Raw genomic sequence first — 21,776 nt, 5'->3', positions numbered from 1 at the left:
TCAGACCCGGCGCTCGACCATCATCTTCTTGATTTCGGCGATTGCCTTGGCTGGGTTGAGGCCCTTCGGGCAGGTCTGCGCACAGTTCATGATCGTGTGGCAGCGGTAAAGACGGAACGGATCCTCGAGGTTATCGAGACGCTCGCCGGTCGCCTCGTCTCTGGAGTCGATCAGCCAGCGATAGGCCTGCAGTAGAACGGCCGGACCGAGATAACGGTCGCCATTCCACCAGTAGCTCGGACAGGAGGTCGAGCAGCAGGCGCAGAGGATGCATTCATAAAGGCCGTCGAGCTTCTGACGGTCCTCGTGGCTCTGCTTCCATTCCTTGGCCGGTGCCGGCGACACCGTTTTCAGCCACGGCTCGATCGAGCGATGCTGGGCATAGAAGTTGGTAAGGTCAGGCACCAGATCCTTGACGACGGGCAGATGCGGCAGCGGATAGATCTTCACCGCGCCCTTGATATCGTCGAGGCCCTTGGTGCAGGCAAGCGTGTTGGTACCGTCGATGTTCATCGCGCAGGAGCCGCAGATGCCCTCGCGACAGGAACGGCGTAGCGTCAGCGTCGGATCGATCTTGTTCTTGATGTAGAGCAGGCCGTCGAGAACCATCGGGCCGCAATCGTCGACATCGATGTAGAAAGTGTCGATCGACGGGTTCTGACCATCGTCCGGGCTCCAGCGATAGACGCGGAATTCGCGCGTGTTTGTCGCACCGGCCGGCTTCGGCCAGACCTTGCCTTCGCGCATCTGAGAGTTCTTGGGGAGAGCGAGTTCAACCATACGAGGTTCCTCTTGAGATCAGTAGACGCGCGCCTTCGGCTCGATCTTGTGCGGATCGATGCCTTCGGCGATCAGCTCGGTGTGAACAGGCCTATAGTCGAGTTTCACCTCGCCTGCATCGTTCACCCAGGCGAGCGTATGCTTGCGCCAGTTGGCATCGTCGCGGCCGGCGAATGCGCCCTCGGTGTAATCCTCACGTGCGTGCGAACCGCGGCTCTCCTTGCGGGCCTCGGCGCCGTAGATCGTCGTGATGGCGTTGGCCATCAGGTTCTGCAGCTCGAGTGTTTCCACGAGATCGGAGTTCCAGACCATCGACCGGTCGGTGACCTTGATGTCCTTCATTTCGCCCCAGATCGCCGAAATACGCCGGCAACCGGATTCCAGCGATTCCTGGGTGCGGAACACCGCCGCGTCTTCCTGCATGGCGCGCTGCATCTTCTCGCGCAGCACAGCCGTCGGCGTGCCGCCGCTGGCGTGGCGCAGGCCGTCGAAGCGGTCCATGATCTTGTCGCAGGCGGCTACGTTGAGATGCGGGATCGGCGCCGCCCGGTCGATGACCTCGCCGGCGCGGATTGCGGCGGCGCGGCCGAAGACCACGAGGTCGATCAGCGAGTTGGAACCGAGGCGATTGGCGCCGTGCACCGAAGCGCAGCCTGCTTCGCCCACAGCCATCAGGCCGGGAATGATCCGCTCCGGATTGGCGCCATCGGCGTTCAGCACTTCGCCCCAATAGTTGGTGGGGATGCCGCCCATATTGTAATGAACGGTCGGCAGAACCGGGATCGGCTCGCGTGTGACGTCGACGCCGGCGAAGATCTTGGCGCTCTCGGAAATGCCCGGCAGGCGTTCATGCAGAACGGCCGGATCAAGATGGTCGAGATGCAGGAAGATGTGGTCCTTGTTCTTGCCGACGCCGCGGCCTTCGCGGATCTCCAGCGTCATGCAGCGCGAAACGACGTCGCGCGAGGCAAGATCCTTGGCCGAAGGCGCATAACGCTCCATGAAGCGTTCGCCCTCGGAGTTGACGAGGTAACCGCCTTCGCCGCGCGCGCCTTCGGTGATCAGACAGCCCGATCCGTAGATACCGGTTGGGTGGAACTGCACGAATTCCATGTCCTGCAGTGGCAGGCCGGCGCGTGCCACCATGCCGCCGCCGTCGCCGGTGCAGGTATGGGCAGACGTTGCCGAAAAATAGGCGCGGCCGTAGCCGCCGGTCGCCAGCACCACCATCTTGGCGGCGAAGCGATGGATCGTGCCGTCATCGAGACACCAGGCGACGACACCGGTGCAGCGGCTGCCGTCTTCGGACATGATCAGGTCGAGCGCGAAATATTCGATGAAGAATTCGGCATTGTTGCGCAGCGACTGGCCGTAGAGCGTATGCAGGATGGCGTGGCCGGTACGGTCGGCGACGGCGCAGGTGCGCTGCACCGGCGGGCCCTCGCCGTAATTCTGCATGTGGCCGCCGAAGGGGCGCTGATAGATCTTGCCCTCCTCGTTACGCGAGAACGGCACGCCGTAATGCTCGAGCTCATAGACCGCCTTCGGCGCTTCCATGGTCAGATACTGCATGGCGTCGACGTCGCCGAGCCAGTCCGAACCCTTGACGGTGTCGTAGAGATGCCACTGCCAGCTATCCGGCGTCATGTTGCGCAGCGAGGCGGCGATGCCGCCCTGCGCCGCTACGGTGTGCGAGCGGGTCGGGAAAACCTTGGTGATGCAGGCGGTACGGAATCCCTGCTCGGCCATGCCGAGCGTCGCGCGCAAACCTGCGCCGCCGGCGCCAACGACGATCACGTCATAGGAGTGGTCGACATATTTGTAGGCCTTGCCATTCTGGGCTGGTGAAGTCGGTGCCATGTCGAGCTTATCCTACGAATGCAATTTTCAAAATGGCGAAGAGACAGAGGCTGGCGACCACGATCGCAAAGAACGTGTTCAGCATCAGCAGAGCGATCTTTCCGAATTCGCCATGCACATAATCCTCGATGATGACCTGCATGCCGAGCTTCATATGGATGACGCCCGATATCACCATCAATCCCATGACGACGGCGACAAAGGGGTTCGACAGGGCGCGAACAACATCCGCATAGGGCGCGCCGGCATAGGTGATCATGAAGATGACGAAGAACAGGATCAACGGAATATTGGAGACCGCGGTCAGCCGCTGACGCCAGAAATGGCTTGTGCCTTCCTTGGCGGAGCCGAGCCCGCGAACCTTGCCGAGGGGGGTGCGCATATCCATGAGAGGACCTTCAGAAGCGAATGAGAAAGCCGATCGCCCAGACCAGCACGGTCAGACAGAGCGAGCCGATGACGTTGGCGATGGCGAGCTTGGTCGAGACTTCCTTCTCGAAGCCGTAGCCGAGGTCCCACATGAGATGGCGGAAACCGCCGAGCATGTGGTGCAGCAGTGCCCAGGTATAGCCGAGCAGCACGAGCTTGCCGAGAAGGCTGCCGAGCACCCAGTTGGCCCAGTCGTAAGAGCTCTGGCCGCTTGCCGCTGCGATCAGCCACCAGGCGACCAGCAACGTGCCGACGTAGAGCGCGCCACCAGTGATGCGGTGGACGATCGACATGACCATGGTGGGAATAAGTTTATAGACTTGCAAATGCGGCGACAGGGGCCGGTTATTTGTCACGTTCGCCATCAGAACCTCGCGGCGGCTTCTCTGCGCTCCCGGATTTCGGAGCATGCTCAGTCAACCACACGAATGACAAAATTCTCTGTGTGCGTTGCATCAATTGCGCACGTTTAATCACCGGAAAGCCATACGACAAGCACAATCGCTGTCTGCTTCTAATTTAATCGATTCGGGTTACCGCGAAGTTTGCGGACTAACGAAACTGGTTTTTTCCGCTCAATATTTCGGCCACTTCTCAGGCGCGCATGGACAAGCTGCAGCTTTTGGCGCAATCTGGCGTTAACGATTTGTTAACGATTGCAATTCCGGAGGCCGGCGTCGATGTTTCGCAGTCTGTCGAGAGCTACCTTGCTTACCCTTGCCGCGCTGGCCGCACTTCCCGCCATGGCGGGCGAGCACCGCGACGATCGTCGCTTTCCCCATCGCCGTGTCTTTCACGATGGACTTTATCTCGGCGAAAGGCTGAGTCGGCGCGATCGCGGCATTCGTTTCGACAGCACCTATGGCTATCGATACGGCAGAAAGCGGATGCCGATGCTGGAACGGTTTTCGCCGCCGACAGCCAATCGCGTCACCCGCGGCAGTCTCGTCGTCCTCCTGCCCCAGGCAGCCGGCGGATACGGCAGCGGCACCTATGCCGGGTCTTCCTATGTCTACGAGACCGACGGCGGGACCTATGTCGGTGGCAACGGCTACGGCTACTATCCTGCAGCCCGGCCTGAGACGCTGGCGCCGAAGGCAAAGGTCATCGACGTCGCCATCCAGGACGATCCCTGCTCCTATGAAGCCAATGTCTGCGTCATCCGGCCTTAACCGCATGGCGCATCGCGACGCGCGTTAGAGTTCCGTATCAGCCGGGCGCGAAGCGCCATACGGTCGTCTTCTTGATGTCGCTATCCTCTAGCGCCCGCGTCACCGCCACCTGATAGACAGCGCAGAATTCCAGCCGGTCCCGCGGAAGGTAGCTGCGCCCGGGATCGCCGACCAGTACCGGCCTGCCCTCGGCCGCCAGCCGCGCGAACCAGGGGACGAGCGCATCGGCGAATGTGCGATCGTAAAAGACATCGCCGGCTAGCACGATGTCCGCCTCGACACTCGCACCGACCAGATCGGCGCCGGTAAATCCGAGCGCAACATGATTGGCCTCGGAATTCAGCCGGATTGCCGTCTTTGCCCAGGGGTCGATATCGGCAGCCATCACCTCCCCGGCGCCGGCCATGGCCGCCGCAATGCCGACAAGGCCGGAGCCGCTGGCAAAATCCAGCACGCGTTTGCCCCGCACCATGTCCGGATGATCGAGGATGTAGCGCGCCAGCCCCTGCCCGCCCGCCCAGGCAAAAGCCCAGAAAGGCGGCGGCAGGCCGATGGCTTCCAGCTCCTCTTCCGTTTTCAGCCAGAGTTCATGCGCCTCGTTCGCCAGAAAGAGCGAAATCTCCGGCACATGCGGCGGCGGCAGCAGACTCGTATTGGCGCGAATGAAGGTTTCCGGGTCGGTCTTCAATGGTCTTCAGCGCGGCGGATTGTCGAGGCCGCCCATGCGGCAGACTTCGGCCCATTCGTCATCCGTCACCGGCTGCACGGAAAGGCGCATGGAGGTGACGAGCGACATCTTGGCGAGCTTCGCGTTCGCCTTGATGTCCTTCAGCGTCACCGGCTTTGGCATGTCCATGACGGCGCGGATATCGACGCAATCCCACTTCGGATCGCCCTTCGCGCTGGAGTCGGGATGCGACAGCGCTGCGACTTCAACGATGCCGACGATCTCCAGCCCGTCATTGGAATGGTAGAAGAACCCTTTGTCGCCGATCTGCATCGCCCGCATGTTGTTGCGCGCCAGATAGTTGCGCACGCCGGTCCATTCCGTACCTTTTTCACCGGCGGCCTTCTGCTGCTCCCAGGACCAAGAGGCAGGTTCGGATTTATAGAGCCAATGCGCCATGCTCACGCCTCCGGCTTGTTGAAGACCCAGTTGAAGGGCTTGATATCGACGCTTTCGAACAAACCGGCCATGGCGTAAGGGTCGGCATCGGCGAGCGCCTTTGCCTCTTGCGCTGTCTCCGCCTTGACAAGCACCAGACTGCCGCAGGCCTTGCCTTCGTCGTCAAGGAAAGGGCCGGCCATGGAGAGCTTGCCTTCGGCATTGAGTTTGTCGAGATAGGCAAGATGCGTCGGCCGCGTCTCCATGCGAACGTTCAGATGTCCCGGCTTGTCCTTGCATAGCAGGGCGAAAAGCATGTCTATTCTCCTATTCGGTGGTGATTGGACGCGTCATCAACTGCTCGATGGCGTCTGATATGTCGAGCCGGCCGTCGATGATGGCGGAAACGGCATCCGTGATCGGCATGCTGATCGCAAGCCCCGCGGCAAGCCGGGAGGCGACGGAAGCGGCAAACGCACCCTCCACCAGGGCGCCGTGGGTGGGATCAGTCTTTTCGCCGCGCCCGAGCGCAATGCCGAAACGCAGGTTTCGCGATTGATGACTCGTTGCCGTCAGCACCAGATCGCCGAGACCGGAAAGTCCGCGCACCGTATCGGCCTGCCCGCCTTTGGCCACGACGAAGCGCGACATTTCCGCGAGACCACGGGCGATCAATGCCGCACGGGCGGATTCGCCGATGCCGCGGCCCTCGACGATACCGCAGGCGATCGCCAGCACATTTTTGAGCGCGCCGCCGAGCTGCACGCCGATACGATCCGTGGAGGCATAGAGGCGGAAGGTCCGTCCGGAGATCGCCTGAGCGAGCCTCTCGGCCGTCTCCATGTCACCAGCGGCGATCGCCATCGCCGTCGGCAGCCCTTTGGCGATATCGGCGGCAAATCCCGGGCCGGAGAGAACCGCCACCGGATGGTCCGGCAGTTCCCGCTCGAGCATATCGGTCAAAAGATTGCCTGTCGTCCGCTCGATGCCCTTGGCGCAGGTGACGACAACGGCATGCTTTGACAGGTAGGGACCATATTGCCGCGCCGCGTCGGCCTGTGCCTGCGACGGCATCGCAAAAAGCACGATGGAAGCCCCGGTGACCGCATCCGCCTCGGCGGAAAATTCCAGAGCTTCGGGCAGCGGGATGCCGGGCAGCACAGCATCATGCAGCCGTTCTTCTTTCAGATCCTCGATCAGGGACGGATCGCGTCCGACGAGCGTCACGGCGCTGCGGCCGGCAAGGGCGATCACAGCGGCAAGCGCCGTGCCGAATGCGCCCGATCCGATGACGGCGATCTTTTCACTCATGCCTTGGCTCCTCTCTTTCCAAAGCCGATCAGCGTTTCGGCATTGGCATCGAGGGGCCAGCGCGAACGCGGCTGCACGTCGAGTGTATCAGGCGCTACGCCCGTAGCCATGCGCTCGAGCCCCGCCCAGGCGATCATCACCGCATTGTCGGTGCAAAGGCTGAGCGGCGGCGCAATGAAGCGGAAACCGTTCTTGTCGCAGAGCGCCTGGAGCGTGCCGCGCAGCTCGAGATTGGCAGCGACGCCGCCGGCAACGACCAGCGCCGGTTTCTCGTCGCTGCTCGGGAACTCCGTCTTGAACCGTTGCAGGCCGCGGCCGATGCGGTCCTTCAGTGTGCGCGAAATCGCCTTCTGGAACGAAGCGCAGATATCAGCCACATCCTGATCGCTGAGCGGCGCGATCTCTTGCGCCGCCTGCCGCACCGCCGTCTTCAGGCCGGAAAACGAGAAGTCGAGCCGCGCCTCGCCGACGAGCGGGCGCGGAAAATCGAAACGATCGGCATTGCCGTCGCGCGCCATCCGCTCCACCGCCGGACCGCCGGGATAGGGCAGGCCGAGCAGTTTTGCCGTCTTGTCGAAAGCTTCGCCGAGTGCATCGTCGATCGTCGTGCCCCAACGTTCATACTCTCCGACGCCACGCACCAGGATCAGCTGGGTATGGCCGCCGGAGACGAGCAGCACCAGATAGGGAAAGGAGAGCCCGTCGGTCAGCCGCGCCGTCAGCGCATGGCCCTCGAGATGGTTGACAGCATAGAGCGGTTTGCCGGCGGCCTTGGCGATTGCCTTGCCGGTCATCAATCCGACAAGCAATCCGCCGATCAGACCCGGGCCTGACGTGGCGGCGATGGCGTCGACATCATCAAGCGACACATTGGCGCGTTTCAGCGCCTGTTCGATCAGTTCGTCCAACGCCTCGACATGGGCGCGCGCGGCGATCTCCGGCACCACGCCGCCATAGGCGCTGTGCTCGTCGAGCTGGGAAAGCACGACGTCCGACAGGACGTTGCAATGCCCCTCCGCATCACGCTCGACGACGGCGGCGGCGGTCTCGTCGCAGCTTGTTTCGATGCCGAGGATGCGCAGAAAGGGAACCATTGGCCTGTTCGTTGATTGCGATGGAACGGAAACCCGTTTACGAGAATTCCGGTAACAACGGAACAGAGCGGATGCAAACAAAACCTTTCCGGATCGGCACGCGGGGCAGCCCGCTGGCGCTTGCCCAGGCGCATGAGGCCCGCGACAGGCTGATGGCGGCGCATCATCTGCCTGAAGAGATGTTCGAAATCGTCGTACTGACCACCAAGGGCGACCGCATCACCGACCGATCGCTGGCCGAGATCGGCGGCAAGGGCCTCTTCACCGAAGAGCTCGAACAGAAGCTTGTGTCGGGCGAGCTGGATTTCGCCGTGCACTCCGCCAAGGACATGCCGACGCACCTGCCGGACGGCCTTCACCTCTCTGCCTATCTGCCGCGCGAGGATATCCGCGACGCCGTCGTCGGCCGCACCGCACCCAGACTGATCGACCTGCCGCATGGCGCCACCGTCGGCTCTGCGTCGCTGCGCCGCCAGGCGCTGATCCGCCGCATGCGGCCCGACATCAACGTCATCACCTTCCGCGGTCTCGTCGAAACCCGCCTGCGCAAGCTCGAAGAGGGGCAAGCGGATGCAACCTTGCTGGCGCTAGCCGGCCTCAAACGACTCGGCAAGGTCGAGGTGATCACCGATATCCTCGACCCCGATAGCTTCCCACCGGCGCCGGCGCAGGGGGCGATCTGCATCGAAAGCCGCGTCGGCGACACAAAAATCGATGACCTCTTGGCGGCGGTCAACGATGCCGCGACCTTCGACACCGTCTCCTGCGAACGCGCCTTCCTCGCTGCTCTCGACGGCTCCTGCCGCACGCCGATCGGCGGCTATGCCGTTTGCGAGGGCGACCTCATTCGATTCTCCGGCCTGATCATCACGCCCGACGGCCGCAGCCAGCATGCGGTGACCACCGATGGCCACCGCCGCGACGCGGCCGCACTCGGCACCCGCGCCGGCCAGGATGTGCGCGCTAGAGCCGGCAGCGCCTTCTTCGACGACTGGCACTGAAGCGGCCATGCGTGTGCTCGTCACCCGCCCCGCGCATTCGGCGACAAGAACAGCACAACGTCTGCGCGACATGGGCCACGAGCCGCTGCTGCTGCCGCTGCGTCGGCCGGTGCACGACAGGGCCGCAGCCGCAAGCGCGCTTACGGCCAGCAGCGGTGCAATCGCTGTGACCAGCGCCGAGGCGGTCAGGGTCGTTTCCGCCCTCGGCGATCAGCTCTACCCGCATCTGGCCCGCCCGCTTTTCGCGGTCGGAGACGCGACGGCGCAAGCCGCGGAAAGCCTCGGCTTCCGATCGGTCGCCTCTTCCTCTGGCAACGGACGCGATCTTGCCGAGCTCGTCGCGGCGCAAGGGGTGAATCGTTTGCTCTATCTTGCTGGGATACCGCGCGCCGAAACTTTTGAACAAGGAATGCTTGAACGCGGCATCCGTTTTTCCGTCGCCGAATGCTATCGCATGACGCCGGTTGTTCCGAGCCCGATTGAGATCGAAGCTCTCTTTTCCGGCGGCCGCCCGAACGCCGTTCTCTTCTATTCCCGGCAGGCGGTGGAAGATTTTTTTCACCTGGCAGAGCTGCGATCAGCCCTGTCGGAACACCGCGAAACCCGCCTTCTCTGCCTGAGCGAAGCGGTAGCACAGGCCATTCCGATGTCCCTGAAAGAAACCGTGGCGATTTCGTCCATGCCGCATGAGCAAAGTCTTTTGTCGCTGCTTTGAAGGCTCTAGCCGCCCAAATTTGATCTAACCTCTTCCCTTAACTGGCATCACTGTCTAGTTTCGTTGCAATGCAGGATAAAGAGGACCTCATGGTATCGGGAAACCCGCCACGCCATTCGAAGAGCGCCGATGAGCCGGTCACGATCGACCTCGATGCACAGGACTTCGCCTCCGAAGCCGATACCGAAAAGCCGGTGAACAATCATTCCGGCGACGCCGACAGCCACCCTGCGGATCTCGGCCCGCCGCCCGAAACCGATGCGGCGTCGCAGCCTGAACCCGAAAGCAGGCCCGAATCGGAGCCGGAGGAGGAGGAGAAGTCGGCAGCCGCCGAATCTTCCTTCACACCCCCTGCCGAACAGCCCGCGCGGCGGGGCGCCGGCACCTCCGGTCTTATCGCCGCCGGCATTTTCGGCGGTCTCGTGGCGCTGCTTGGCGCTGGTGTCATTCAATATGCAGGTTACCTCCCGGGTTCCTCCGCCCCGCAGACCTCGTCCGAGATCGCCGATCTCTCCGGTGAGATCGAAGGCTTGAAACAGACCGTCGCCAACCTTGCCGCCAATCCCGTAAACACGGGTGACGGCGCGTTCGAGACGCGGATTGCCGCGCTGGAAACGGCTGCGAAGAACACCGCAGCGGCGCCATCGGCAGATCCTGCAAATGTCGAGGCGCTCAACCAGAAGGTTGCAGAGCTCAGCAGTCAGGTCGACCAGCTGCGCTCGATGCTTGCCCAGTCCTCCGACCAACAGACGAGCAGCGACGCCGATATCGCCAAGCGCCTCGCCGAGGCCGAAAAGAAACTCAATGAGCCACGCGAGGATGTTGCCGTCGCGCGAGCCATCGCGGCCGCCGCCCTGAAGGCGGCGATCGATCGCGGCGGGCCGTTCCTGGCCGAGCTGGACACCTTCGCCGGCGTCGCACCTGACGATCCTGCTGTCGCCGACTTGCGTGGCTTTGCCGAGACCGGCGTTCCCTCACGCGCCGACCTGATGCGTCAGGTTCCCGACGTTGCAACCGCCATAATCGAATCGATCAATCAGCCGGGTCCGAACCAGAGCTGGTCGGATCGGCTGATGGCGAGTGCAAAATCGCTGGTGACGGTCCGACCCGTCGGCAATATCGAAGGTGAGAGCGTCGAAGCGATCGCCGCCCGCATGGAGGACAAGGTGAAGAACGGCGATCTGCCCGGCGCCTCCGCCGAATGGAATGCTCTACCGCCCCCCGGCAAACAGGCGTCCGCCGCCTTCAAGCAGTCTCTGGAGGCGCGCATCCGTGTCGAGGAGCTGGTTGGCGGGGCGCTGTCGAAGGCGGTCAGCGGCGCCGGCAAGGAAGGGTGAGACCATGACCAGGCTTGTTATCTTCGCCTTGCTCGTCCTGCTTCTTGCCTACGGCTTCTCCTGGTTCGCCGACCGTCCCGGGGACATCTCGCTGATCTGGGAAGGCCAGATCTACCAGACGAAACTGATCGTCGCCGTCAGCGCGATCATCGCCCTTATCGCCGCCGTGATGATCGCCTGGTGGTTCGCCCGGTTGATCTGGACTTCGCCGCATTCGGTGACACGCTATTTCCGCGCCCGCAAGCGCGATCGCGGCTATCAGGCGCTGTCGACCGGCCTGATCGCCGCGGGCGCCGGCAATGCATTGCTCGCCCGCAAGATGGCGGCTCGTTCGCGTGGCCTCATCCGCGCCGATCAGGAGCCGCTGATCAATCTGCTCGAGGCTCAGGCGGCACTGATCGAAGGCCGCCATGATGAGGCGCGCGCCAAGTTCGAAGCCATGGCCAACGACCCGGAAACGCGCGAACTTGGGCTGCGCGGCCTCTATCTCGAAGCCCGCCGCCTCGGAGCCAACGAGGCCGCCCGCCAATATGCCGAAAAGGCCGCCGACAATGCCCCTTATCTGCCCTGGGCCGCCCAGGCGACCCTCGAATATCGCAGCCAAGCCGGCCGCTGGGACGATGCGATCCGACTGCTCGAGCAGCAGAAGGCCGCCCGCGTCGTTGACAAACCCGAGGCCAACCGCCTGCACGCCGTGCTGCTGACGGCACGCGCCACCGAAAAGCTGGAAGGCAACCCGGCCGGCGCCCGCGACGACGCCCTGCAGGCGCTGAAGCTCGCCGCCGATTTCGTTCCGGCCGCTCTCATTGCCGCGAAGGCACTGTTCCGCGAAGGCGGTCTGCGCAAGGCCGCTTCAATCCTCGAACAAGTATGGAAATCGGCGCCTCATCCCGAGATCGGCCAGACCTATGTCAGAGCCCGCAGCGGCGATTCCACACTCGACCGCCTGAAACGCGCCGAACGGCTGGAAGCGATGCGCCCGAACAATGTCGAATCTCTTCTTGTCGTCGCTAAGGCGGCGCTCGACGCGCAGGAATTTGCCAAGGCGCGCGCCAAGGCGGAAGCGGCGGCGCGCATTGAGCCGCGTGAAGCCGCCTTCCTGCTCCTGGCCGACATCGAGGAGGCCGAGACCGGCGACCAGGGCCGCGTGCGCCACTGGCTGACGCAGGCGCTGAAAGCCCCGCGCGATCCCGCCTGGGTTGCGGATGGTTTCGTCTCCGACAAATGGCTGCCGGTGTCGCCGGTCACCGGCCGTTTGGACGCCTTCGAATGGAAAGCGCCCTTCGGTCAGATCGAGGGGCCGCTCGAAGACGGTTCTGCACCCGCTTCCATAGAAACTGCTCTGAAGACCCTGCCGCCGCTGCGTGACGTCAAACCGGAAAGCCCGGTCAACGATCACCGCATTATTGAGCTGGAACGCGCCGCGACGATCGCCGAGGCTGTGCGCCCGGCGCCGGCAAAGCCGAAACCCGTCGAAGCCGCCGCCAGCGGCAAAGCGCCAGCACCGAACGAAGCAAAGCCCTTTTTCGGCGGGCTGCCGGATGATCCCGGCGTTCGCGATCCCAGGACGGAACCGGAACCCAAGACACGGCTTCGCCTTTTCTGACACGGAACGAAACCCGCATGTTCGAACGCTTTCAGGCATTCTTCCAGAATCTCACCGCCGATCGTCCGAAGAAAGGCTTTGCCCCCGATGACCCGCGCATCGCGGTGGCAGCACTCTGCATGCAGGTCATGGAAGCCGACGGCCAGATCAAGGCCAGTGAAAAGAAGCGGCTGCGCAAGCTCTTGAAGGAGCAGTATTCGCTCGACAGCAAGCAGCTCGATGCTTTGATGGCCGCCGGCCTCGAAGCCGAAAGCTCCGCCGTCGACTATTATCGCTTCACCGCCGATCTGAAACGCCATCTCGATACCGAGCAACGTCTGGAGCTGATCGGCATTCTCTGGGACATCGTTTATGCCGACGGCGAGCGCAGCGAGATGGAAGATCATGTCATCTGGCGTATCGCCGATCTGCTCGGGGTCTCCTCACGCGAACGCATTCAAAAGCGGCAGGAGGCGGCCGCCAGGGTAACGGATATCCAGGTTGCGCAAGACGATGCCGACTGAGCAAAACCCGAACCGGGACCGGCGCCCGATCCTTATCGTCCTGCATCAGGAGCGATCCAGTGCCGGACGTGTCGGGCAATTGCTGGTCGAAAAAGGCTACTGCCTCGATATCCGTCGCCCGGTCCTCGGTGATCCGCTTCCGACGACGCTCGCAGACCATGCCGGCGCCGTCGTCTTCGGCGGACCGATGAGCGCCAACGATCCGGATGACTTTGTCAAGAAGGAGATCGACTGGATCGAGGTCCCGCTACGGGAAAAGCGCCCTTTTCTCGGTATCTGCCTCGGTGCCCAAATGCTGGTGCGTCATCTCGGCGGCAAGGTGCAGCCGAATGCCGACGGCTCGACGGAGATCGGCTGGTACCCGCTGCACCCGACCGAGAAGGGCCGCCTGCTGATGCACTGGCCGAAGATGGTCTATCATTTTCACCGCGAAGGCTTCGAGCTGCCACACGGCGCCGACCTGCTCGCCGAAGGCGATGCCTACCCGAACCAGGCCTTCCGCTACGACGGCAACGCCTGGGGCCTGCAGTTCCATGCCGAGCTCACCCGGGTGATGATGCATCGCTGGGTCGTGCACGGTGCGCATCGCTTCATTCTGCCGAACGCCCAGCAGGGCCGCGAACACCTTGAGGGCCGCATGCTGTTCGACGCGCCGCTGAGAGCCTGGCTGACAGAATTCCTCGATCTCGTCTTCGAGGGAAAGACGGCGAAGGCGACACCGTCTATTACTCTGCACGCATAATCCCGCTTAGCGGTCAGGCGGGTGCGTCGAGCGTGTCGATCCTGCGCAGCTTCGGGAAACTGGAAGCCCAGATCGCCGCAACCGCCAGAGTTCCCATCCCGCCGATGATGACTGCCGGCACCGCGCCGAAGACCGACGCCATCGTGCCCGCCCTGAATTCGCCGAGCTCGTTCGAAGCGCCGACAAAGACCATGTTGACCGCATTGACGCGGCCGCGCAGATGGTCGGGTGTCCAGAGCGCGATCAGACTCTCGCGTACATAGACCGATACCATGTCGGCCGCCCCCATCAGCGCCAGCGCTGCGATCGAAATTTCGGTATTGGTCGAGGCGCCAAAGATAATGGTGCCGACACCGAACAGAGCGACGCCGATGAACATATAGAGGCCGGCGCGGTGTTTCAGCGGATAGGCGGCGAGGAAGATCGCCATGGCGATGGCTCCGAGCCCCGGTGCTGCCCTCAGCAGTCCGAGTCCCCAGGGGCCAAGCGTCAGAATATCGCGGGCGAAGATCGGCATCAGCGCGGTTGCGCCGCCGAGCAGAACGGCGAAGAGATCGAGCGAAATCGCGCCGAGCACGACCTTTTCGGCGCGGATGAAACTGAAGCCGCCGAGGATCATCGCCCAACTCTTGGCCTCGCCCGTCGTCTTCTGTTCCGGCTTCGGGATCATGAAGAGAAGAGCCGCCCCGAGGATGGAAAAGATGACCGCCACCGTATAGGCCGTCGTCGCGCTGACCCCGTAGAGCAGGCCGCCGATAACAGGCCCGGTGATCGCCGCCAGCTGCCAGGATGATGAATTCCAGGCGATCGCATTGGAAAGAGCGTGCTCGGGCACGAGATTGGGTGCGAGAGACTGCACCGCCGGCGACATGAAGGCGCGCTCGACACCGAAGATCAAAAGCACCGCAAAGACCGGCCAGGGAGCGAAGGTCTCCGTCGCCGTCATGATCAGCAGCGCCAGCGTGCAGAGCGCGCTTACCAGCGAGCAAAGAGCGGCGATGGCCCGGCGATTGTGCCGATCGGCGACCGAACCGGTGACGAGGATGAGCAGCAGCGACGGCAGGAACTGTACCAGCCCGATCAGACCGAGATAGATCGCCTTGCCGGTCTGATCGTACATCTGCCAGCCGACGGCGACACTGACGATCTGCTGCGAGAAGGAAAGCAGGAAACGCGCAAAGAAGAAGCGCGTGTACGACGGATGCCGAAACGCGGCGAAACGGTCTCCGGTGGGCGAAAACGACATGGGCCTTGTCCGAGGAAGCGGGCGCCGGAATGGCTGCGAGGCCGCCCGTTAAACGTGATCTGCCATGCGTTTCGACATGGCACTTGCCCGTTTAGTCGCCAATGTCTACATGTCTGTCAACAACCAATTGGAGACGACGATGTTTGCCTTGTTTCAAACCATTGATTTGGTTTTGAATATTTACACCTGGATACTCATTGCCAGTGCCGTTTTCTCCTGGCTCTATGCGTTCAACGTTATCAATTCCAGCAACCAATTCGTAAATTCGGTCGGCATGTTCCTCTATAATGTCACCGAACCCGCGCTGAAGCCGATCCGCCGTCTGCTGCCGAATCTGGGCGGCATCGATATTTCTCCGATCATCCTGCTGGTGATCATCTTCTTCCTGCGCACCTTCCTTTGGACCACCCTATACCCGCTGGTCGCTTGAACCCTCCCTGGAGGCTGTTCGCCGACCATCTTTGCCTCGCCGTTCGGCTGACACCGAATGGCGGGCGTGACGCGATCGATGGCGTCGAAGCGGATAGCGACGGCGAGACCCTGCTGAAGGCACGCGTCACGTCAGTGCCCGAGAAGGGCAAGGCCAACAAGGCGCTGATCCTTCTGATCGCCCGGTCGCTGCGCATTCCGAAATCCAGCATCAGCCTCGTCTCCGGCGAGACGGCGCGCAAAAAAATCCTCCGGATCGACGGAGATCCGGAGGATTTGGTAAAAAAGCTCGAAGCGTTATTAGGCTGAGCGTTCAGCCCTTCGCCTTCTTGGCCCGCTCGACGGCTTCGATGATGAGCTGGCCGGCTTCCTTGGAATCGCCCCAGCCGAAGATCTTCACCCACTTGCCGGGCTCCAGATCCTTGTAGTGTTCGAAGAAGTGCTCGATCTGCTTCAGCGTGATCTCCGGGAGATCGGTAAAGTCCTTCACCTTCTCATAGCGCAGCGTCAGCTTCGGCGACGGCACGGCAATGATCTTCTCGTCCTTGCCGGAATTGTCTTCCATCTTCAGCACGCCGATCGGGCGGACGTTGATGACGCAGCCCGGAACCAGCGGCCGGGTGCTGGCGATCAGCACGTCGATCGGGTCGCCGTCTTCAGACAGGGTGTGCGGTACGAAACCGTAATTGCCCGGATAGGTCATCGGCGTATAGAGAAAACGATCGACGACCAGCGTGCCGGCCTCCTTGTCCATTTCATACTTGATCGGATGACCGCCAACAGGAACCTCGACGATAACGTTGACGTCTTCAGGTGGATTCTTACCGATTGAAATGGCGTCGATGCGCATAGGATACTCCCGCGGGGTTGAATTGCTCGAAGCCAGATAATCAGTTTCATCTCGCAACGCAACACGGCAGATCACCGATGCGTGATGACACCGGCGTGATGCCGCAAAAACTTTGGAAGAGAGGCGTGCGACGCCCGAGCAGGCCGATCAGTTCCAGATGAAACCGATCTTCTTCAACTGCTTGTGGTCGAAATTTTCCATACCTTCGCAGAAATCGGTCCCGCCGTGGTGGCGGTAGAAGCGGCTGGCGCCCTCGTTTTCCTCGAGGCACCAGACGACCAGGCCGTTGCAGCCGAGCGACTTCAACAGCCGGCGCGCCTCGCCGAACAGCATGTGGCCGAGACCGATGCCCTGATATTCGGGGCGAAGATAAAGCTCGTAGATTTCGCCTTCCTGCGGCAGGGCGCGGGCACGGTTGAGACCGAGCGTCGCATAACCGGCGACCGTCCCTGCCACATCAAGGACCAGCAATGTCGCAGGCCCGCGCGTGGCCTTGCGCCACCAGTTCTCGCCGCGACGCTCGATCATCTGCGTCAGCGCGCGATGCGGAATGATGCCTGCATAGGTATGTTGCCAGGCGAGCCTGTGCGTTTCCGAAATGGCTCGGGCATCGTGCGGTTCGGCCCGCCGGACATCGATCGACAACGTCTTCATAACGCTTACTCTGGTCCTGCCGCAGGCAATTAACCATATGCGGCGAGCGCATCGTGATCGATTGCCCACAGACTTGATATGTGGACGACAGATAAAATTTAACGCTTTTTTAACGATTGTCACAAGTCGGAATCAACGCAGCGCACAATAAAAAACCCCGGCTCGAAGGCCGGGGTTTGAAAGCGGTAACGACTGAGCTCTTAGAGAGCCGCCTTGGTCTTTTCGAACCGCTTGCGGTCGTTGGCGTCGAGATACATCTTGCGCAGGCGAATGGACTTCGGCGTGACCTCGACCAGTTCGTCTTCCTGGATCCAGGAGAGCGCGCGCTCCAGAGTCATGCGGATCGGCGGGGTCAGCTTGACAGCTTCGTCCTTGCCGGCGGCGCGGATGTTGGTCAGCTTCTTGCCCTTCAGAACGTTGACCTCGAGGTCGTTGTCGCGGGTGTGAATGCCGATGATCATGCCCATATAGACCTTTTCGCCGGCGTCGATGATCATCGGCCCGCGGTCTTCCAGGTTGAACAACGCGTAAGCAACGGCTTCACCGGCTTCGTTGGCGAGCAGCACGCCGTTGACGCGGCCGCCGATCTCACCCTTGTAGGGCTGGTAGCTGTGGAACAGGCGGTTCATGATCGCGGTACCGCGCGTATCCGTCAGCAGTTCCGACTGATAGCCGATCAGGCCGCGGGTCGGCGCGTAGAAAACCAGACGGACGCGGTTGCCGCCCGACGGGCGAAGCTCGACCATTTCGGCCTTGCGCTCCGACATCTTCTGCACAACGACGCCGGAATGCTCCTCGTCGACGTCGATCAGAACTTCCTCGATCGGCTCAAGAAGCTGGCCGCTCTCGTCCTTGTGCATGACGACGCGCGGACGCGAAACGGCAAGCTCGAAGCCTTCGCGGCGCATGTTTTCGATCAGAACGGCGAGCTGAAGTTCGCCACGGCCGGAGACGAAGAACGAGTCCTTGTCGGCGCTTTCCTCGATCTTCAGGGCAACGTTGCCTTCGGCTTCCTTGAACAGGCGGTCGCGGATGACGCGAGAGGTCACCTTGTCGCCTTCGGTGCCGGCAAGCGGTGAGTCGTTGACGATGAACGACATGGTGACGGTCGGCGGATCGATCGGCTGTGCCTTCAGGGCTTCCGTCACGGACGGATCGCAAAAGGTGTCGGCGACGGTGCCCTTGGAAAGGCCGGCGATGGCGACGATATCGCCCGCATGCGCTTCTTCGATCGGCTGACGCTCGATGCCGCGGAAGGCGAGAATCTTGGAAATGCGGCCCTGCTCGATGAGCTTGCCATCCTGACCGAGAACCTTGACGGCCTGGTTCGGCTTGATCGAGCCGGAGGCGATACGGCCGGTGATGATGCGACCGAGGAAGTTGTTGGCCTCGAGGATGGTGCCGATCATCCGGAACGGACCTTCTTCGACCTTCGGCTCGGGCACGTGCTTGATGACGAGGTCGAGCAGCGGCGCGAGACCTTCGTCGCTCGGGCCTGCCGGATCGTAGTTCATCCAGCCGGCGCGGCCGGAACCGTAAAGGATCGGGAAGTCCAGCTGCTCGTCGGTCGCATCAAGCGCCGCGAAAAGGTCGAAAACCTCGTTGACCACTTCATCGGCGCGCGCATCGGGACGGTCGATCTTGTTGATCGCAACGATCGGACGCAGACCGACCTTGAGGGCCTTGCCGACGACGAACTTGGTCTGCGGCATCGGGCCCTCGGCAGCGTCCACGAGAACGATCGCACCGTCCACCATCGACAGAATGCGCTCGACTTCACCGCCGAAATCGGCGTGGCCGGGCGTGTCGACGATGTTGATGCGCGTGTCCTTCCATTCGATGGAAGTCGCCTTGGCGAGAATGGTGATGCCGCGCTCTTTTTCGATGTCGTTGGAATCCATCACGCGTTCCATGACGCGCTGGTTCTCGCGGAAGGAGCCGGACTGTTTCAGAAGCTCGTCAACGAGAGTGGTCTTGCCATGGTCAACGTGCGCGATGATCGCGATGTTGCGAAGTGCCATATGTCATAATCTCTGAGGCTGGGGCGCTACGCCAAGTGGACGCGCCATTTACGTTTGGCGCGCTCTTACCGGTTTTTTCGCGATTGCGAAAGGGGGTCGCGCGCGAAAGCTGCGGCATGGCTGCCGCCATGCCGCTCGCTTCTCTGTCATTAAACTGTCTTAAGCGTCGCTGCCTGTCAATTCCTCGAAGGTGGCGAGTCCCTTTTTGACCAGCATAGCATCCGGCCTCGGCAGCTTGCCGCGGAAGCCCTTATAGGCTTCCTCGGGATCAACTGAGCCGCCGGTGGAATAGATATTCTCCTTGAGCTTGCGCGCCATCTCGCCGTTGAAGGCGTCTCCCGTCTCCTCGAAGGCGGCAAAGGCATCGGCGTCGAGAACTTCCGACCACATGTAGGAATAATAGCCGGCCGAATAACCGCCGGAGAAGATGTGCTGGAAGTGCGGTGTGGCATGGCGCATGACGATCGACTTCGGCATGCCGATCTCGGCCAGCACCTCCGCCTGCACCGCCATCGGATCGTCAACCGCTTCGCGCGTATGAAACGCCATATCGACAAGCGCCGACGAGGTGAATTCGACGGTATTGAAGCCGGCATTGAAGGTGCGGGCCGCCAGCACCTTGTCGAGCAGCGCCTGTGGCATCGGCTCGCCTGTCTCGAAATGCACGGCGTATTCCTTGAGGATGGCTGGAACAGTCAGCCAGTGCTCATAAAGCTGCGAGGGCAACTCCACGAAATCGCGCGAGACGCCGGTGCCGGAAACCGAGGGATAGGTGACGTTTGAAAGCATGCCGTGAAGCGCATGGCCAAATTCATGAAACAGCGTGCGGGCATCGTCGAGCGACAGCAGCGCCGGCTTGCCTTCAGCGGGTTTGGCGAAATTGCAGACATTGTAGATGATCGGCAATTCGCCCCGGCGGCCGTTCTTCAGTTGCAGCTTGTGCTGCGATTGCAGCGAGCTCATCCAGGCGCCTGAGCGTTTCGAGCTGCGGGCGAAATAATCGCCGAGGAAAAGGGCGACCAGTCTGTCGTCCCGATCCCTGATTTCGAACACTCTGACGTCGGGGTGATAAGCCGCGACACCCTTCTTCTCGACCGCGCGGATGCCGAACAGCCGGCCAGCCACGTCAAAGCAGGCGTCGATGATCTTTTCGAGCTGCAGGTAGGGCTTGAGCTCGGCCTCGGAAAAATCGAACTTCCGCGCCCGGATCTTTTCGGCATAGTGGCGCCAGTCCCACGGCATCACCTCATGGTTCCGCCCCTCCTCGGCGATTAGTGCCGCGATGTCGAGCTCTTCCTCGCCGGCGCGTTTCACCGCCCGCGCCCAGACGGCCCTAAGCAGGTCGTTCACCGCATCGGCCGTCTTGGCCATCGTGTTGTCGAGCTTCAGCTCAGCGAAATTCCCGTAGCCGAGCAGCTTCGCCACCTCGTGGCGCAGGGCCAGCGTTTCCTTGATGACGCCGCGATTGTCCGTCTCCCCGCCGTTTGCGCCGCGCGCCACCCATGCCTTGAAAGCCTGTTCGCGCAGATCCCGGCGCTCCGAAAAGGTCAGGAACGGCTCGATGATCGAGCGCGACAGCGTTACCGCATATTTGCCCTCCTCGCGGCGTTCGCGCGCCGCCGCTGCCATCGCGTCGCGCAGGAATTCCGGCAGCCCGTCGAGCTCTGCACCCTCGGATAGCATCAGCGCCCAGGCCTTCTCGTCGGCCAGCACGTTCTGGCCGAACTGCGTGCCGAGACCCGCGAGCTTTTCGTTGATCGCCGCAAGTTTCTCCTGCTCGGGCTTTTCGAGCTTTGCGCCGGATTTGACGAAGCCTTTCCAATGGCGTTCCAGCACCCGCGTCTGCTCCAGCGTCAGGCCGAGGCTCGCGCGGTTCTCCCAAAGCGTATCGATGCGTGCAAAGAGTGCGGCATTCATCCCGATCTTCGAATAGTGCCGTGACATCTTCGGCGAAATCTCCCGCTCGAGCGCCTGGATGACTTCGTTGGTATGTGCGCCCGCCTTGTTCCAGAACAGCGCCGAAACGCGCGACAGTGCATCGCAGGCGATCTCCAGCGCCACCACCGTATTGTCGAATGTCGGCGCATCGCTATTTCGGGCAATCTCATCGATCTCCTGTTCATGCGCGGCGAGCGCCACATCGAAAGCGGCAGAAAAATCGCCATCATCGATGGCATCGAAACGTGGCAGACCGTGGAGAGCGTCCCAGTTGACGAGCGCCGGATTGAAATCATGGGGAGAAGCCATCGGAGAATTCCTTTTGGTATGCGAACGGATGGTCAATATAGGAGAGCCGCCGCAGAATTGGTATGTCGCCGCGTTAGGCGTTTGCCTCGTCGGGCGATCTGACGCAGGTCAGCCAAAGCCGGGGCACAAGATTTGACAATTGAAAATTAACTATTTGTTAACGATTGACGCGAATCACCCACAGGCGCTAGTTTCCCGATGATCTTCCTGCCAGGGGACATGCGTCATGGAAATTTTTTCCCTGCGGTCTTCTCAGAGTTTGTTATTTAAAAACAACCCTAATAACGCAAGAAATTCGAAGACTGCCGATATTCAAATCGAGACCAAGGCTCCGGCCCCGGTTTCGTTCCAGCTCGAAGATAATCTCGACGAGGGGCCGGATTTCACCGCCGTCAGCCCAGGCGAGCTGCGCAACTACGCCCGCCAAAGCTTCGATAGCGGCCTGATCGATCAGAACACTTACGCCGCGATCTCCGAACCATTGCCGATGCATGCGATCGATCCACTGGGCAATATCATCGATCTCTCAAGCGTCACCGACGGCACGAGTTTCAATTTCCTCGATTATTACAAAAATCAGCTGCAGGTCGCCATGTCGATCGGCGATCCTCATGAAGTCCAGACGCTAAAGTCGATCGTCACTTTCCTGAACGGCTGAGCGAATGCGCCTCGCC

At 61.8% G+C, this 21,776-nt stretch carries 24 protein-coding genes; 10 read left to right on the top strand and 14 right to left on the bottom strand.

Features of this window, described 5'->3' with window-relative positions; translation table 11 throughout:
- From AC13QO_RS08110 to sdhC, 4 genes are read right to left on the bottom strand one after another with little or no spacing between them, the layout of a single operon-like run.
- On the bottom strand, positions 1-780 hold the full coding sequence (locus AC13QO_RS08110; RefSeq protein ID WP_088677571.1) for a succinate dehydrogenase iron-sulfur subunit: 780 nt from the start codon (positions 778-780) through the stop codon (positions 1-3).
- Between the two features lie 18 nt (positions 781-798).
- Positions 799-2,640 (bottom strand): succinate dehydrogenase flavoprotein subunit, encoded by a 1,842-nt coding sequence (sdhA, locus tag AC13QO_RS08105; RefSeq protein WP_488540398.1) that lies wholly within the window; start codon positions 2,638-2,640, stop codon positions 799-801.
- Between the two features lie 7 nt (positions 2,641-2,647).
- Complete coding sequence (sdhD, locus tag AC13QO_RS08100; protein ID WP_085779708.1) at positions 2,648-3,028, bottom strand: succinate dehydrogenase, hydrophobic membrane anchor protein; 381 nt, start codon at positions 3,026-3,028, stop codon at positions 2,648-2,650.
- 10 nt (positions 3,029-3,038) lie between these two features.
- Positions 3,039-3,434, bottom strand: a complete 396-nt coding sequence (gene sdhC, locus AC13QO_RS08095) for a succinate dehydrogenase, cytochrome b556 subunit (protein WP_064811779.1) — start codon at positions 3,432-3,434, stop codon at positions 3,039-3,041.
- A 315-nt stretch (positions 3,435-3,749) separates the two neighbouring features.
- Between sdhC and AC13QO_RS08090 the strand changes: the two genes are divergently transcribed.
- A complete protein-coding gene (locus AC13QO_RS08090) occupies positions 3,750-4,241 on the top strand; it encodes a hypothetical protein (protein WP_488540397.1) in 492 nt (163 codons plus the stop codon).
- A 37-nt stretch (positions 4,242-4,278) separates the two neighbouring features.
- On the opposite strand, the gene AC13QO_RS08085 is transcribed toward AC13QO_RS08090, so the two are convergent.
- Genes AC13QO_RS08085 through tsaD form a run of 5 tightly spaced genes read right to left on the bottom strand, consistent with a single transcriptional unit; the run spans position 4,279 to position 7,751 of the window.
- On the bottom strand, positions 4,279-4,929 hold the full coding sequence (locus AC13QO_RS08085; protein ID WP_085779710.1) for a class I SAM-dependent methyltransferase: 651 nt from the start codon (positions 4,927-4,929) through the stop codon (positions 4,279-4,281).
- Positions 4,930-4,935: 6 nt separating this feature from the next.
- Positions 4,936-5,367 (bottom strand): EVE domain-containing protein, encoded by a 432-nt coding sequence (locus AC13QO_RS08080; protein ID WP_285195355.1) that lies wholly within the window; start codon positions 5,365-5,367, stop codon positions 4,936-4,938.
- 2 nt (positions 5,368-5,369) lie between these two features.
- Positions 5,370-5,663, bottom strand: a complete 294-nt coding sequence (locus AC13QO_RS08075; protein WP_085779712.1) for a YciI-like protein — start codon at positions 5,661-5,663, stop codon at positions 5,370-5,372.
- 10 nt (positions 5,664-5,673) lie between these two features.
- Positions 5,674-6,657, bottom strand: coding sequence for an NAD(P)H-dependent glycerol-3-phosphate dehydrogenase (locus tag AC13QO_RS08070; RefSeq protein WP_488540396.1), 984 nt, complete (start codon positions 6,655-6,657; stop codon positions 5,674-5,676).
- Positions 6,654-7,751, bottom strand: coding sequence for a tRNA (adenosine(37)-N6)-threonylcarbamoyltransferase complex transferase subunit TsaD (gene tsaD, locus AC13QO_RS08065; RefSeq protein ID WP_488540395.1), 1,098 nt, complete (start codon positions 7,749-7,751; stop codon positions 6,654-6,656). The genes AC13QO_RS08070 and tsaD overlap by 4 nt, the downstream gene beginning before the upstream one ends.
- A gap of 71 nt (positions 7,752-7,822) precedes the next feature.
- Here tsaD and hemC point away from each other — a divergent pair, with 71 nt between their 5' ends.
- The 6 genes from hemC to AC13QO_RS08035 all read left to right on the top strand — a co-directional run bounded on the left by hemC (position 7,823) and on the right by AC13QO_RS08035 (position 13,655).
- Positions 7,823-8,752, top strand: coding sequence for a hydroxymethylbilane synthase (gene hemC / locus AC13QO_RS08060; RefSeq protein WP_085779715.1), 930 nt, complete (start codon positions 7,823-7,825; stop codon positions 8,750-8,752).
- Between the two features lie 7 nt (positions 8,753-8,759).
- Entirely contained in the window at positions 8,760-9,467 is a 708-nt protein-coding gene (locus AC13QO_RS08055; protein WP_488540394.1) for a uroporphyrinogen-III synthase, read from the top strand.
- Positions 9,468-9,535: 68 nt separating this feature from the next.
- Positions 9,536-10,804 carry a COG4223 family protein gene (locus AC13QO_RS08050; RefSeq protein WP_488540393.1) on the top strand — a complete coding sequence of 423 codons (1,269 nt, stop codon included), beginning with the start codon at positions 9,536-9,538 and terminating at the stop codon, positions 10,802-10,804.
- A gap of 4 nt (positions 10,805-10,808) precedes the next feature.
- A complete protein-coding gene (locus AC13QO_RS08045; protein ID WP_488540392.1) occupies positions 10,809-12,410 on the top strand; it encodes a heme biosynthesis HemY N-terminal domain-containing protein in 1,602 nt (533 codons plus the stop codon).
- 17 nt (positions 12,411-12,427) lie between these two features.
- On the top strand, positions 12,428-12,913 hold the full coding sequence (locus tag AC13QO_RS08040) for a tellurite resistance TerB family protein (RefSeq protein WP_085779719.1): 486 nt from the start codon (positions 12,428-12,430) through the stop codon (positions 12,911-12,913).
- Positions 12,903-13,655, top strand: coding sequence for a glutamine amidotransferase (locus AC13QO_RS08035; RefSeq protein WP_097598174.1), 753 nt, complete (start codon positions 12,903-12,905; stop codon positions 13,653-13,655). Before AC13QO_RS08040 ends, AC13QO_RS08035 begins: the two co-directional genes overlap by 11 nt.
- A 13-nt stretch (positions 13,656-13,668) precedes the next feature.
- On the opposite strand, the gene AC13QO_RS08030 is transcribed toward AC13QO_RS08035, so the two are convergent.
- Positions 13,669-14,901 carry an MFS transporter gene (locus tag AC13QO_RS08030; RefSeq protein ID WP_488540391.1) on the bottom strand — a complete coding sequence of 411 codons (1,233 nt, stop codon included), beginning with the start codon at positions 14,899-14,901 and terminating at the stop codon, positions 13,669-13,671.
- 139 nt (positions 14,902-15,040) lie between these two features.
- Here AC13QO_RS08030 and AC13QO_RS08025 point away from each other — a divergent pair, with 139 nt between their 5' ends.
- Together AC13QO_RS08025 and AC13QO_RS08020 are read left to right on the top strand one after the other, a co-directional pair.
- Entirely contained in the window at positions 15,041-15,331 is a 291-nt protein-coding gene (locus tag AC13QO_RS08025) for a YggT family protein (protein ID WP_011427104.1), read from the top strand.
- Entirely contained in the window at positions 15,328-15,639 is a 312-nt protein-coding gene (locus AC13QO_RS08020) for a DUF167 domain-containing protein (protein WP_488540390.1), read from the top strand. Before AC13QO_RS08025 ends, AC13QO_RS08020 begins: the two co-directional genes overlap by 4 nt.
- A gap of 4 nt (positions 15,640-15,643) precedes the next feature.
- Here the strand turns inward: AC13QO_RS08020 and ppa are convergent, their stop codons facing one another.
- The 4 genes from ppa to AC13QO_RS08000 form a co-directional block, all read right to left on the bottom strand.
- Positions 15,644-16,180: an inorganic diphosphatase gene (gene ppa / locus AC13QO_RS08015; RefSeq protein WP_011427106.1), complete on the bottom strand. Its 537-nt coding sequence runs from the start codon at positions 16,178-16,180 to the stop codon at positions 15,644-15,646.
- A 147-nt stretch (positions 16,181-16,327) separates the two neighbouring features.
- The gene (locus tag AC13QO_RS08010; protein ID WP_488540389.1) at positions 16,328-16,834 is read right to left on the bottom strand and encodes a GNAT family N-acetyltransferase; all 507 of its coding nucleotides are present in this window, start codon (positions 16,832-16,834) and stop codon (positions 16,328-16,330) included.
- A 200-nt stretch (positions 16,835-17,034) separates the two neighbouring features.
- Positions 17,035-18,855, bottom strand: a complete 1,821-nt coding sequence (gene typA, locus AC13QO_RS08005) for a translational GTPase TypA (protein ID WP_488540388.1) — start codon at positions 18,853-18,855, stop codon at positions 17,035-17,037.
- 159 nt (positions 18,856-19,014) lie between these two features.
- On the bottom strand, positions 19,015-21,102 hold the full coding sequence (locus AC13QO_RS08000) for a M3 family metallopeptidase (protein ID WP_488540387.1): 2,088 nt from the start codon (positions 21,100-21,102) through the stop codon (positions 19,015-19,017).
- Positions 21,103-21,328: 226 nt separating this feature from the next.
- Here AC13QO_RS08000 and AC13QO_RS07995 point away from each other — a divergent pair, with 226 nt between their 5' ends.
- Positions 21,329-21,760 (top strand): hypothetical protein, encoded by a 432-nt coding sequence (locus AC13QO_RS07995; protein ID WP_085779726.1) that lies wholly within the window; start codon positions 21,329-21,331, stop codon positions 21,758-21,760.
- Positions 21,761-21,776 lie beyond the last annotated feature (16 nt).

This window comes from Rhizobium sp. CNPSo 3670 (genome assembly GCF_057784555.1).
This window is presented reverse-complemented; position numbering and strand designations above follow the sequence as displayed.